The sequence below is a fragment of the Massilia sp. genome (assembly GCF_031995545.1).
Taxonomy (GTDB): Bacteria; Pseudomonadota; Gammaproteobacteria; order Burkholderiales; family Burkholderiaceae_D; genus Telluria.
In genome coordinates, this window is the sequence record NZ_DAMAGA010000021.1 from 36,841 (window position 1) to 50,071 (window position 13,231).

At 66.0% G+C, this 13,231-nt stretch carries 13 protein-coding genes; 8 read left to right on the plus strand and 5 right to left on the minus strand.

Annotated features, from left to right (window positions below):
• Positions 1-4 precede the first annotated feature (4 nt).
• From RTQ83_RS15110 to cysM, 7 genes are all read left to right on the plus strand, one after another.
• Positions 5-310, plus strand: coding sequence for an integration host factor subunit beta (locus tag RTQ83_RS15110; protein ID WP_290417414.1), 306 nt, complete (start codon positions 5-7; stop codon positions 308-310).
• 159 nt (positions 311-469) lie between these two features.
• The gene (locus tag RTQ83_RS15115; protein ID WP_312516255.1) at positions 470-793 is read left to right on the plus strand and encodes a LapA family protein; all 324 of its coding nucleotides are present in this window, start codon (positions 470-472) and stop codon (positions 791-793) included.
• Positions 794-812: 19 nt separating this feature from the next.
• On the plus strand, positions 813-1,988 hold the full coding sequence (lapB, locus tag RTQ83_RS15120; RefSeq protein WP_312516257.1) for a lipopolysaccharide assembly protein LapB: 1,176 nt from the start codon (positions 813-815) through the stop codon (positions 1,986-1,988).
• Positions 1,989-2,044: 56 nt separating this feature from the next.
• Positions 2,045-3,022 (plus strand): D-glycero-beta-D-manno-heptose-7-phosphate kinase, encoded by a 978-nt coding sequence (rfaE1, locus tag RTQ83_RS15125; RefSeq protein WP_312516259.1) that lies wholly within the window; start codon positions 2,045-2,047, stop codon positions 3,020-3,022.
• A 110-nt stretch (positions 3,023-3,132) separates the two neighbouring features.
• Positions 3,133-3,477, plus strand: coding sequence for a helix-hairpin-helix domain-containing protein (locus tag RTQ83_RS15130; protein WP_312516261.1), 345 nt, complete (start codon positions 3,133-3,135; stop codon positions 3,475-3,477).
• A 112-nt stretch (positions 3,478-3,589) separates the two neighbouring features.
• Positions 3,590-4,969, plus strand: coding sequence for a M20/M25/M40 family metallo-hydrolase (locus tag RTQ83_RS15135; RefSeq protein ID WP_312516263.1), 1,380 nt, complete (start codon positions 3,590-3,592; stop codon positions 4,967-4,969).
• A 71-nt stretch (positions 4,970-5,040) separates the two neighbouring features.
• Positions 5,041-5,943, plus strand: a complete 903-nt coding sequence (gene cysM, locus RTQ83_RS15140) for a cysteine synthase CysM (RefSeq protein WP_312516265.1) — start codon at positions 5,041-5,043, stop codon at positions 5,941-5,943.
• A gap of 223 nt (positions 5,944-6,166) precedes the next feature.
• Here cysM and RTQ83_RS15145 read toward each other — a convergent pair whose 3' ends face one another.
• From RTQ83_RS15145 to RTQ83_RS15165, 5 genes are all read right to left on the minus strand, one after another.
• Positions 6,167-6,505 carry a hypothetical protein gene (locus RTQ83_RS15145; protein WP_312516267.1) on the minus strand — a complete coding sequence of 113 codons (339 nt, stop codon included), beginning with the start codon at positions 6,503-6,505 and terminating at the stop codon, positions 6,167-6,169.
• Positions 6,506-6,953: 448 nt separating this feature from the next.
• Positions 6,954-8,132, minus strand: a complete 1,179-nt coding sequence (gene mltB, locus RTQ83_RS15150; protein WP_312516270.1) for a lytic murein transglycosylase B — start codon at positions 8,130-8,132, stop codon at positions 6,954-6,956.
• On the minus strand, positions 8,129-10,159 hold the full coding sequence (locus RTQ83_RS15155) for a DUF3488 and transglutaminase-like domain-containing protein (protein WP_312516272.1): 2,031 nt from the start codon (positions 10,157-10,159) through the stop codon (positions 8,129-8,131). Before RTQ83_RS15155 ends, mltB begins: the two co-directional genes overlap by 4 nt.
• Complete coding sequence (locus RTQ83_RS15160) at positions 10,156-11,148, minus strand: DUF58 domain-containing protein (RefSeq protein WP_312516274.1); 993 nt, start codon at positions 11,146-11,148, stop codon at positions 10,156-10,158. The genes RTQ83_RS15155 and RTQ83_RS15160 overlap by 4 nt, the downstream gene beginning before the upstream one ends.
• Positions 11,148-12,068, minus strand: a complete 921-nt coding sequence (locus RTQ83_RS15165; protein WP_312516276.1) for a MoxR family ATPase — start codon at positions 12,066-12,068, stop codon at positions 11,148-11,150. The genes RTQ83_RS15160 and RTQ83_RS15165 overlap by 1 nt, the downstream gene beginning before the upstream one ends.
• A 205-nt stretch (positions 12,069-12,273) precedes the next feature.
• Here RTQ83_RS15165 and RTQ83_RS15170 point away from each other — a divergent pair, with 205 nt between their 5' ends.
• Complete coding sequence (locus tag RTQ83_RS15170; protein WP_312516278.1) at positions 12,274-13,206, plus strand: histone deacetylase family protein; 933 nt, start codon at positions 12,274-12,276, stop codon at positions 13,204-13,206.
• Positions 13,207-13,231 lie beyond the last annotated feature (25 nt).

Here is a 13,231-nt window from a genome sequence, read left to right on the forward strand (position 1 = left end):
GCAGATGACCAAGTCCGAGCTGATCAACCGTCTGGCCGAGCGCTATTCGCAGCTCGTGGCCAAGGATGCGGAGTTCGCGGTCAAGACCATCCTCGATGCGATGACCAACGCCCTGGCGAGCGGCCAGCGCATCGAGATCCGTGGTTTCGGCAGCTTCGCGCTGAACAGCCGTCCCCCGCGCATCGGACGCAATCCGAAGTCCGGCGACAAGGTGATGGTGCCCGAAAAACGGGTGCCGCACTTCAAGCCGGGCAAGCAGTTGCGCGAGCGGGTGGATGCGATGGTGGGGCAACCGATCATCAACGACTGACGTCGTCTGCTAACTTCGAGAAACGGCATCCGTGAGGGTGCCGTTTTTTTTTCGTGGGTGCGGCGATGGCCGATGCGCGATGCACCCAGTGCCACTTTGAAATATCATGGCGAATATGCGACACTTCGCCCTCACGCCATCACCCAGCGGAACCTGCTGATGAAATTCGTCTCGACCATCGTCGGTTGCATCCTGTTCATCCTGTTCTTCGGCTTCGCCCTGAAGAACACCCAGGAGGTCGACCTGCGCTTCTTCCTCGACTATGAACTGCGCGGCCCGCTGGTGCTGATGCTGCTGGCCTTCTTCGTGGCCGGCGCCGCGCTCGGCATCCTGGCGCTGACGCCGACCGTGTTCCGCCAGCGGCGCGAACGTTCGCAGCACCGCAACACCATCCAGGCCCTGCAGAGCGCCGCCGGCACCGGCGCCGCGGCCCCGGTGCAGCCGCAGCCGGACAGCGTCAATCCGGCACTGCCGCGTAACTAACAACAAGAACCAAGGATTTATGGACTTCGAACTCTGGATGCTGCTTGGCATCCCCTTCTTTTTCGGTCTCGGCTGGCTCGCCGCGCGGGTCGACATCAACGAAGTGGTGTCCGAATCGCGCACCTTGCCGCGCGGCTACTTCAAGGGCCTGAACCACCTGCTCAACGACCAGCCCGACAAGGCGATCGATTCCTTCATCGACATCGTCAAGGCCGATCCCGAGTCGGCCGACATGCACTTTGCCCTTGGCAACCTGTTCCGCCGCCGCGGCGAGACCGAACGCGCCATCCGCGTGCACCAGAACCTGCTGGCGCGGCCCGACCTGCCATCCGAGCAGAAGGCCCACGCCCAGTACGAACTCGGCATCGACTACCTGAAGGCCGGCCTGCTCGATCGCGCCGAGGAAACCTTCAACCTGCTGGTCGACACCCCGTATGCGGTGCAGGCGAGGAAGGCGCTGCTGGAGATCTACCAGCGCGAGAAAGAGTGGAAGCGCGCCATCGAGGCCGCCGAAGGCCTGCAGCAGTCGGGCGCCGGCTCGCGCCAGAAAGAGATCGCCCAGTTCTACTGCGAACTGGCCGAGGATGCGCTGGTGCACATCGCCCCGAGCGACGCCATGCAGCTGCTGGACAAGGCCATCGAAGCCGACCGCAACAGCGTGCGCGCGACCATCTTGCGCGGCGACGCGCTGCTGGCCCAGGGCGACGTCGAAGGCGCGCTGGTGGCCTGGCGCCGTGTCGAGCAGCAGAGCGTGCCGCACGTGGCGCTGGTGGCGCAGCGCCTGATGGACGGCTACCGCAAGGTGGGCCGTCCGCAAGAGGGCGTCAACCTGCTGCGCAACTACCTGGCGGAGGCTTCCTCGATCGACCTGATCGAAGTCGTGTTCAAGGCCGTCATCGAACTCGACGGCGTGGAAGCGGCCAAGCAGCTGGTGGTGGAAGAACTGCGCCGCAATCCGACCCTGCTGGGCCTGGACAAGCTGCTGGAAGCGCGCCTGATGGATGCGCCGGCCCATGTGTGGGAAGAACTGTCGATGGTCAAGAACCTGGTGCAGCGCTACACCCAGAAGCTGGCGCGCTACCAGTGCAGCCACTGCGGCTTCAAGGCGCGCCAGTTCTACTGGCATTGCCCGGGCTGCAACCGCTGGGAAACCTATCCGCCACGCCGCACCGAAGAACTCAACGTCATGAACTGACCCCGCGCCGGCGCCTTGATCCCATCGGGCGCCGGCCGTTTTTTGCCCTGAACTCCATGAACAATCCGACCCCGAGCCGCCTGTTGGCGGCCGACAGCTTCCGCCAGCAGGCGGCCCCGCAACTGTCCACCGTGCGCCTGCTGGTGGTGGGCGACGTGATGCTCGACCGCTACTGGTTCGGCGACGTCTCGCGCATTTCGCCCGAAGCGCCGGTGCCGGTGGTGCGCATCGAGCGCCGCGAAGAGCGCCTCGGCGGCGCCGCCAACGTGGCGCGCAATGCGGCTGCGCTTGGCGCCCATACGGGCCTGCTGGGCGTGGCCGGCGCCGACGAGGCGGGCGACCAGATGGACGCGCTGCTGAAAGAAGGCGGCATCCACAGCTACCTGAAGCGTGACGAGGCTATTTCCACCATCATCAAGCTGCGCGTCATCGGCCGCCAGCAGCAGATGGTGCGCATCGACTTCGAGGATGCGCCGACCGAGAACGTGCTGCGCGACAAGCTGACCCAGTTCAAGGCGCTGTTGCCGGACTACGACGTGATCGTCTTCTCCGACTACAACAAGGGCGCGCTGGTCAACGTGGCCGAGATGATCGCGCTGGCGCGCGCAGCCGGCAAGATCGTGCTGGTCGATCCGAAGGGCGACGATTTCACGCCGTATAAAGGCGCCAGCATCCTGACTCCAAACCGCTCCGAGCTGCAGCGCGTGGTCGGCGGCTGGAAGACCGAAGAGCAATTGCTCGAGAAGGCGCAGAAGCTGCGCGAAGAACTGGGCCTGGACGCGCTGCTGCTGACGCGCTCGGAAGAGGGCATGAGCCTGTTCACCGCGAACGAGGTGCTGCACGTGCATGCCGACGCGCGCGAAGTGTTCGACGTCTCGGGCGCCGGCGACACCGTGATCGCGACGCTGGCCACCATGCTCGGCACCGGTGCGCCGCTGGACGAAGCGCTGGTGACGGCCAACCGCGCCGGCGGCATCGTGGTCGGCAAGCTGGGCACGGCTACCGTCACCCGCGACGAGCTGTTTTCAGCCTGATTCGCGCTTGAGCTTGCTCAACCCCGGACCGTCAACGGCGGCCGGGGTGATCCGTTAGGCGAACGATGGGCGGCGCCGCCGTCCAGCGCATTCAACCAACGGAGAATTCGATGATCAAGAAACTGATGCTGGCAGTCGCTGCCCTGGTCGCTTCGACCAGCTTTGCCTTTGCCCAGGTCGACGTTAACAAGGCCGACGCCGCAGCACTGGACGGTGTGAAGGGCGTGGGGCCGAGCATGTCCAAGGCCATACTGGACGAGCGTGCCAAGGGCGAGTTCAAGGACTGGTCCGACCTGCAGGGCCGCGTGAAGGGCATGGGCGACAAGAAGGCCGCAAAACTGTCCGAAGCCGGCCTGGTGGTGAACGGCAAGGCCAAGGAAGGCGCCGCCGCCAAGCCGGCTGCGAAGGGCGACAAAGCCGCAGCCAAACCAGCCGAAGCCAAAGCCGCCTCGTGATGTAGCGAAGGGTTGGCAGCGAAGCTGTCAACCCTACGTAATGACTGACACCGCGTCGGGCGCATGAGAAGATGTGACAAGTAAATTGCACATCAATATCAGAAAGGTTCTCATGCCTCACGCCCGCATCACCTCCATCGCCCTGGCTGCCTCCCTGCTTGCGGGGACCGCAGCAGCCGCCACCCCCGCCGCCCCGAAACAACCAGACATCGCGCGCGAACAAGCCCAGATCAAGAAGATCCTCGGCGAAATCTCCCAGCAGCGCATCGAAAGCCACATCAAGAAACTGGTCAGCTTCGGCACCCGCCACACGATGTCGGAAACTGAATCGGACACGCGCGGCATCGGCGCTGCCCGCCGCTGGATCAAGGCCGAGCTGGAACGCTGCGGCGCCGGCACCCCGCTGCAGGTGAGCTACGACAGCCACGTGGCCCCGGTCTCGTCCCGCATCTCGAAGCCGACCGAAATCGTCAATGTGGTCGCCACCCTGCCGGGCACGCAGGCCGAATCGAAGGAGCGCATGTACGTGGTCAGCGGCCACTACGATTCGCGCGCCAGCGACGTGATGGACGCCACCTCGGACGCGCCGGGCGCCAACGACGACGCCTCGGGCACCGCCGCCATCATGGAGCTGGCCTGCACCATGGCCAAGTACAAGTTCGACGCCACCCTGGTGTTCATGGCGGTCGCCGCCGAAGAGCAGGGCCTGATCGGCGCCCGCCACTGGGCCGAAGGCGCACGCCAGAAGAACTGGAACGTGGCCGGCATGTTCACCAACGACATCATCGGCAGCTCGCGCGCCGACGACGGCCATGTCGACAACAAGCAGGTGCGCCTGTTCGCCCAGAGCATCCCGGCGACCAAGGAAATGAGCGAGACCGTGCGCCAGCTGGTGGCCACCGGCGGCGAGAACGATTCGCTGTCGCGCCAGCTGGCACGCCACACCAAGGAGCAGGGTGAGCGCTACGTCAAGGGCTTCAAGGTCTCGGTGATCCAGCGCCACGACCGCTACCTGCGCGGGGGCGACCACATGCCGTTCCTGGAACAGGGTTACGCCGCGCTGCGCTTCACCGAACCGGCGGAGGACTTCGCGCACCAGCACCAGGACCTGCGCACCGAGAACGGCAAGGTGTATGGCGACCTGATCGAGTTCGTCGACTTCGACTACGTGGCCAAGGTGGCGAAGGTGAATGCCGCCGCCATGGCATCCTTGGCGCTGGCGCCAGCCGCCCCGCAGGAAGTCAAACTGCGCACCGCGGGCCTGACCAACGATTCGACCCTGGTGTGGAAGGCGAACGCCGAACCGGACCTGGCCGGCTACCGCATCGTCTGGCGCGATACCACCGCCGCCAACTGGCAGGGCTCGAAATGGGTCGGCAACGTGACCGAGGCAACGCTCGACCTGTCGAAGGACAATGTGTTCTTCGGCGTGCAGGCGGTCGACAAGGACGGCAACGTCAGCGTCGCCACTTATCCGATGCCGCTGCGCTGAAGCCCGGGCCAACGCCTTATTGCTTCTCGGATTAAAATGACGCTTTGGTATCGCAAAGGTTTGAGAAAGCAATGGTATACATGACCATCGAAGCCACGATCGGCAACACGCCGCTCGTGCAGCTGCAGCGCCTGCCGGGTGACGAGATCGCGGCCCGCAACAACATCATCTTGGCCAAGCTCGAGGGCAACAACCCGGCCGGTTCGGTCAAGGACCGCGCCGCGATGGCGATGCTGCGCGGCGCCGAGGAGCGCGGCCAGATCAAGCGTGGCGACACGCTGATCGAAGCGACCAGCGGCAACACCGGTATCGCGCTGGCGATGGCGGCGGCGATCCGCGGCTACAAGATGATCCTCCTGATGCCGGATAACCTGTCGGTCGAACGCCGCCAGAGCATGGCCGCCTACGGCGCCCAGATCATCCTGACCCCGAAGTCGGGCGGCATGGAATACGCGCGCGACATGGCCGAGCAGATGCAGAAGGACGGCCAGGGCATCATCCTCGACCAGTTCGCCAACTTCGACAATCCGCGCGCCCACTACGAAACCACTGGCCCCGAGATCTGGCGCGACACCGAAGGCCGTGTGACCCACTTCGTGAGCGCCATGGGCACCACCGGCACCATCATGGGCGTGTCGCGCTATCTGAAGGAACAGAACGCGGCGGTGCAGATCGTCGGCGCCCAGCCGGAAGAAGGTTCGTCAATTCCGGGTATCCGCAAGTGGCCGGAAGCCTACCTGCCGAAGATTTTCGAGAAGGCGCGCGTGGACCAGGTCGAGAGCGTGAGCCAGGCTGCGGCCGAACAGATGGCACGCCGGCTGGCGATCGAAGAAGGCATCTTCGGTGGCATCTCGGCTGCGGGCGCCTGCGAAGTGGCGCTGCGCATCGCGCACACGGTGGAGAACGCGACCATCGTGTTCGTGGTGTGCGACCGCGGCGACCGTTATCTGTCGACCGGCGTGTTCCCCGCCTGATTTGCGTAGGGTTGGCGCGAAGCCGCCAACCCTACGGTTGCATCCCCAAAAAATAAAGCCGCCCGGGTCACGGGCGGCTTTGTTGTTTCTGCCGCCAATGCGGCGGCTCGTCTGCCCGCGCGGGCACACGCACTACTGGCAGGCGCTCGCGGCGCAGCCGTGGACCGTCCCAAGGGACGGAAAAACCAACCGCACAACCGGCGCCGAATGGACGCCGCAGCGATCAGTCCTTGGCTGCCGGAACGGCGCCTTCCTTCGGTTTGAACTGCTTGTCGCTGATGCGGAACTTGGCGCGGCGGTCGCCCATCAGGTAACGCAGGTCGCGGATCGACAGGTCGCTGACTTCGTGCATGCGGATCAGCAGCGAAGCGCCGACCGGCAGGCGGTGGTGGCGGATCTTCGAGATCACCGGCGGTTGCACTTCCAGAGCGCGCGACAGGGCGGCGTCGTTCTTCAGGCGCAGGTTCTCGATCAGGGTGTCGAGCAGACGGTTCGGGTTGTACTGCAGCAGTTCGTCGCCTTCCGAATCGCTGTTCATATCAATGCCGACTTGGTTAGTCATGATTTAAATTCCTATATGGGTTGGGCGAAATCGCGGGCGGCGTTTCGATTTCAGAAGTTTAATTTCGTAATTTTCTATTCAATTGTACAACTATTTTTATTCCGATACTCAGGAGCAAGGCGGAATCACTTCGCGATCACGACTGATGTTGTCTAGCTGCAACAATAGCCGCAATGCAATTCTCTCATAAACTCACTGATTAAATAATTGTTTTTTGATTAATCATCAGTGTACGGGACACAAGATTATGATGCCGCACGGTACGAAAATTGCTGACTAAATTGAAAGAAACCGGGGGGTATGGAAGGGAACGTGGTATTTCCGCTAAGAACAGAGGAAAGCATGAGGTGCATACCCCTGGGGGTATGCGCCTCGATGATGCAGGACAAATAGAAGAGCAGGCGGGAAACGTGTTACAAACGATTACAAACTTTCCCGCTTGGAAAGGTCAGCTGCCGCGTGACAGACGTACTGCTCGGCCGAGCTCGACGACCGACATGGCATAGAAATAACTGCGATTGTATTTGGTGATAGCAAAGAAATTATCGTTGGCCACCCAGTACTCGGTCGGCTCGGCGCCATTCTGCAGGTCGACCAGGCCATATAAACGGTCGGCCGGCAGTGCAGTCGAGGTCACCACGCCGGCCTGGCGCAGCTCCTCCGGTCGCAGGGTCGCGCTCAGGCCGCGATCGAGCAGGCTTTCCCAGGCGCGCGTCGGCGAGACGTCGGCCGCAAACACCGGTGGACCGCGGTGTTCAGCATTCCAGCCATGCTGCACCAGGAAGTTGGCGACGCTGCCGATCGCATCCTGGCTCGAGCCGCGCAGATCGACGTGGCCATTGTTGTCGAAGTCGACGCCATATTTCAAAATATTGCCCGGCATGAACTGCGGCATCCCTACCGCCCCGGCGAACGAGCCCAGCAGCGAGAACGGATCTTCATTGTGCTCGCGCGACAGCACCAGCGTGTTGGCCAGCTCGTCGCGGAAGAAGGCCTTGCGCGCGGCCTGGTTCGGGGTCTCGGGATAGGCGAAGGCGAGAGTGGTGAGCGCATCGACCACGCGGAAGCGCCCGGTGTCGCGGCCATAGATGGTCTCGATGCCGATGATGCCGACGATGATCTCGGCCGGCACGCCATACGCGGCCTCGGCGCGCGCCAGCGCCTCGGCGTTCTCGTTCCAGAAACGCACGCCGGCGTTGATGCGGATCGGCTCGATGAAGCGGGCGCTGTAGGCCTGCCAGTTCTTTGGCTTGCCCGGCGGCGCCGGTTTCACCAGCTGCACCGCCGAATCGACGAAGCGCACCTGTTTGAACAGCGACTCGAGCGCGGCGCGCTCGAAGCCGCGCTGGGTCACCATCTCGTTGACGAATTCACGTACCGGCATCCACTCCAGGAAGTTGACGTGCTCGCCGTCGATCGGCGTGGCGGCAGCGACGGTGGCGCCTGCCGCGCCGGCAGCCAGCGCGGTCTTGGCAACGCGGGCCGGAGCGCGCTTGGCCTTGACCGGCTTGGTCTTGGCGACCGCCTTGGCCTTGGAGGAACGCGGAGTGTCTTTGGTGGCGGCGAACGCGTCGCCATGCGCGGCGGCAGCGAGCGCCAGCGCGGCAAACAGGGGAACGAATTTCATCTGACTTGCGACAATAGATTTTTCAACGTGGCGGTGAATCGGGGATCGGCGTTTGGCGGCGCATAGCGCCAGGCGCTGTAGCGGCGCAGGAATTCGAGCGCCGCTGCGCGTGCCTGCGGCGCCAGCTTGCCAGCAGGGACTGTAGCATTGGCATCGAGCATCAGGCGCGCCGCATACGCGCTCGGACTTTCGTCCGCGGCCCGGGCCAGTCCGGCCTGCCCGAGGCGCTTGCACAGGGTCGAGTATAGAGCATCGACCGGATCAATTTCCCGACGTCGCCGCAAAAATCTAACGATGAGCAACGTGGCGCAGGCAAGCGTTAGCAAGACGGCAAAAGGCCAGCCGAACAGCTTGTCTTGCAGTCCTTGCACCACATTGCGCTGGCGCTCCGGCGTGTAGTTCAGCACCCACTGGTTCCAGCCGTTATTCGCGGCATTCACCGCGTCGCGCAGCCGCGCCAGCCAGGCGTGGCCATCGCTGCCGAACGGGTTCATGCCGCGCAGCGCGTCGATGCCGAACGGGGCGGGGCGCGGTACCGACGCGCCAAGGCCGCGGTTCACGCGCTCGGGCGCCACCGCCGCGGTCGGATCGACCCGGGTCCAGCCGCGTCCGGCCAGCCAGACCTCGGCCCAGGCGTGGGCGTCGGACTGGCGCACCGTCATGAAGCCGTCGAGTTGGTTGATCTCGCCGCCCTGGTAGCCGGTCACCACGCGCGCCGGCACCCCGGCGGCGCGCATCAGGAAGACAAACGCGCCGGAGTAATGCTCGCAAAAGCCGGCACGCGCGCCGTACATGAATTCGTCGACCGCGTGCCGCCCCAGCAGCGGCGGCTCGAGCGTGTACGAGAACGGCTGCTCGCGGAAACGCCGCAGCACTGCCTCGACTCGTGCGGCCGGATCGGCCAGCCGGCGCAGCGCACGCCCTTCGGCCAGCGCACGCGGATTGAAGCCGTAGGGCAGCAGCAGCCAGCGCTCGGCGTTCTCGAGCTGCTCGCCGCGCTGCAGCGCATAGTCGGTGTGCGAGCTGGCGCGGTAGCGCAGGCGCGCATCGAGCGGCGCGTCGGACGTCAGTTCGAACTGCGACGACAGCCGCACCTGGTGGCCCGGAACCTCGGGCAGTTCGCCCGCCATCTCGAGCGCGAACACCCAGCGCGATTGCGACGGTTCGAGCGTCACTTCGTAGTCGTGCGCCGGTTCGCCCACCGCCAGGTGCAGGTTGCGGCCCGAGACGCGGCCCTGGCCGCGGCTCCAGGTCAGACCATCGAATACGTCGAGCACCGGGCCGCGCCAGTACAGCTGCGCTTTTTCCGGCGCGTGGCCGAAGAAGCGCACGCGGAAGGCCGGTTCTTCGGACAGCGCCAGGTTCGACATCTGGCCGGGCGCCATCTGTTCCGACAGCCCCGACTTGCCCGAGCCCGAACTGCCCGGCATGCCCCACAGCGGTCCCTGGATGCGCGGGAACACCACGAACAGCAGCGCCGCCAGCGGCGCCGCGAAGGCCAGCGTGCGCGCCGCCATGCCGAGTCGCGTGCGCAGCGGCGGCACCGCGCCGGTGAAGGCGAACGACATCTGGGCGGTCAGCAACAGCAGCACCGAGGCCACCATCAACAGCGCGGTGCCGATGCCCTGGGCGTAGAAGAAGTTGGTCAGCACCAGGAAGAAGCACAGGAAGATCACCACGTACAGGTCGCGCCGCGCGTGCATCTCGAGCATCTTGAAAGCCACCAGCAGCACCAGCATCGCCACCCCGGCATCCTTGCCGATCAGGGTGTCGTAACTGAACTGGACACCGATCATGGCGCCGGCCGCGATCGGCAGCAGCACCAGCGCCGGCGGCATGCGCCGTCCGCGCAGCGTGATCAGGGCGCGCCACAGCAGCGTCACGCCGCACAGTGCCGACACCCACAGCGGCAGGTGGGCCGCGTGCGGCGCCAGCACCAGCACCGCGCTGGCCAGGAGCAGCATGGTGTCGGCCTTGTCGCGCGACAGCGGCAGCATGGCGGTCGCCGGTTTCACCTGGCTTTTCATGGGGCTTCTACCCTGCCGTACAGAGCCAGCGCGCGCAGGCACGCGGCCTGGTGCGCGGCGCCGTTGGCGGCGTCATAGCGTACCGCGCCCAGGCGGAACGCATAGGGCAGGGCTTGCGCTTCGGCGTCCAGTACCCAGCGCGTCATGCGCGCCAGACGCAGTTCGACATCGAGCCAGGCGGGGACGGCGTCGAAGTCCAGCACCAGCTGGTCGCCGCCGGTGCCTTCGAAATGCTTGGTCATCAGCTGCCCGCCGATCTCGGGATCGAGGCGCGCGATCTGGCGCCACGCCATCTGGCGCGGCGAGTCGCCGGCCTGGTAGCTGCGCACACCGGCGAAGTCGTCGTTGCCGCCGGGGCGAGGATTGTTGCCCGCGCCGCCGGCCAGCGGCAGCGGCGGGGCGCCGTCTTCGGGACGCGGATAGACCAGCGCGCGCGCCGCCGGACGCCAGTAGCTCCAGGCCTGGAACAGGCCGAGCGGAAAGCGGGTGAACAGCTTGACCCGCGCCGGCGCCAGCCAGCCGCGTTCAACGGTCGGCAGCGACAGCGTCATGGTGGCCTGGGCGCCGGGTGCGATGTCGGCCACGTGGCGCGGCTCGGCGACGTTCGAGAAATCGGCCCACACGGCGTAGCGTGCCAGGCGCGTGCGGTTGGTGAGCAGCAGTTCGAACTGCGCTTCCTGGCCGGCGAACACCGGCGCCACGCGGCCCTGCTGCAGGCGCAGGTGGGCCAGGTTGCGGTAAGTGGCGACCATGTCCACCAGCGCGCACGACACCGCCAGGAACGTCAATCCGAAGCCCAGGCCGAGCGAATAATTGACCGATCCGATCAACAGCACCAGCAGCAGCGCCGCGAAGCCCAGGCCGGCCCGGGTCGGCAGGATGAACACGCGCCGGCTCTTGATCTCGATTTCGGCGGCGTCGAACTTGCCGGCGCGCGGCAGCCAGGCGCCGGTGCTGCGCCGTACCCAGCCGCGAAAACCCTGCGCCATCAGACCGGGACCGATTTCTGCAGTTGCAGCACCAGGTCGCGGCTGGCCGCCGCCATCCCGTGCGCCGCGCGCAGCGGACGCAGGCGGTGCGCGCAGACCGGCACCAGCACCGCCTGGATGTCTTCCGGCAGCACGTGGTCGCGCCCTTCGAGCGCGGCCCAGGCGCGTCCGGCCTGCAGCAGCGCCAGCGCCGCGCGCGGCGACAGGCCTTCGGCGAACAGGCCGTTCTGGCGCGAGGCCTGGGCCAGCGCCTGGACGTAGGTCACCAGCGATGGCGAGGCGTGGATCTCTTTCAGCGCGCGCTGCGCCACCGACAGTTCGGCCGCCTGCATCGCCGGCTGCAGGGTCTTGAGCATGCTGCGCCGGTCTTCGCCCATCAGCAGCGCACGCTCGGCGGCGGCGTCCGGATAGCCGAGGGTCAGGCACATCAGGAAGCGGTCAAGCTGCGACTCGGGCAGCGGGAACACGCCGACCTGGTTGGCGGGGTTCTGGGTCGCGATCACGAAGAACGGGCGCGGCAGCGGGCGGGTGACGCCGTCGGCCGAGACCTGGCGCTCTTCCATCGCTTCCAAGAGGCCCGACTGGGTCTTGGGCGTGGCCCGGTTGATCTCGTCGGCCAGCAGCACCTGGGTGAAGATCGGGCCGGGGTGGAACACGAACTCGCTTTTCTCGCGCTCGTAGATCGAAATGCCGGCCACGTCGGCCGGCAGCAGGTCGCTGGTGAACTGGACGCGGTTGAACTTCAGGCCGAGCGAGATCGCCAGCGCATGGGCCAGCGTGGTCTTGCCGACGCCGGGCAGGTCGTCCAGCAGCAGGTGGCCGCCGGCCAGCATGCAGGTCAGGGCCAGGCGCACCTGCTGGTCCTTGCCGACCACGACTTCGTTGACCTGGCGTGCGACGGCGTGCAGTTTGTTGAACATGGATCGATTCCGGTTGTTGTCTGGTTCTTCTGGTTCGTGGCGTTACTCTGTGCGGCGGTGCGGCGGCCCGTGCGAAGCGTGCTGCCGTCATGGTAGATTAACGCCATTGGCAACCCACCTGCTGCAAAGCAACAAGCCGTCGGGGAATTCTATGCGAGAACGGCGCCGCAGGGGGAGTTGGATGACATGCGGAGACACGAGCACCATGAGCACAGCGATTTACAGCCACCCGGACTGCATGCGTCACGAGATGGGCAGCTGGCACCCCGAATCCCCGGCGCGCCTGCAGGCGATCGACGACCAGCTGATCCTGGCACGGGTCTCGGACCTGGTCGAGCAGCGCAGCGCGCCGCTGGCCGAGCCGGAGCAGATCCTGCGCAACCACACGCCGGGCGCGCTGGCGCTGGTGCGCGACCAGGTGCCGGCCACGCCGGGCGAGTACTACCCGCTCGACGGCGACACCTCGCTGAATCACTACAGCTACCAGGCGGCGCGGCGCGCGGCCGGCGCCGCGGTGGCGGCCACCGACGCCGTCATCGCCGGCAGCATCGACAACGCCTTCTGCTCGGTCCGCCCGCCGGGCCACCACGCCACGCCGACCGAGCCGATGGGCTTCTGCCTGTTCAACAACGTCGCCATCGCCGCGCGCCACGCGCTCGAGGCGCACGGGCTGGAGCGGGTGGCGATCGTCGACTTCGACGTCCACCATGGCAACGGCACCGCCGACGCCTTCAGGGACGATCCGCGCGTGCTGATGGCGAGCTTCTTCCAGCATCCGTTCTTCCCGTACAGCGAGGTCGAGCCGGTCACGCCCAACCGCGTCAACCTGCCGGTGCCGGCCTACTGCGACGGCGACGCGATCCGCCAGCTGGTGCGCGAGCAGTGGCTGCCGGCGTTGAACGCGTTCAGGCCGCAGATGATCTTCATCTCGGCCGGGTTCGACGGACACCGCGATGACGACATGGGCGGGATCGGGCTGGTGGAGGCGGATTACGCGTGGATTACGCGGCAGGTGATGGCGGTGGCCAAGGCGCATGCGGGCGGGCGCATCGTCAGCTGCCTGGAGGGGGGATACGAGTTGTCGTCGCTGGGCAGGAGCGTGGTCGCGCACGTGAAGGTGCTGGCGGAATTGGAGTAAACGGTTTCGTTTTCGCGGCGGCGGG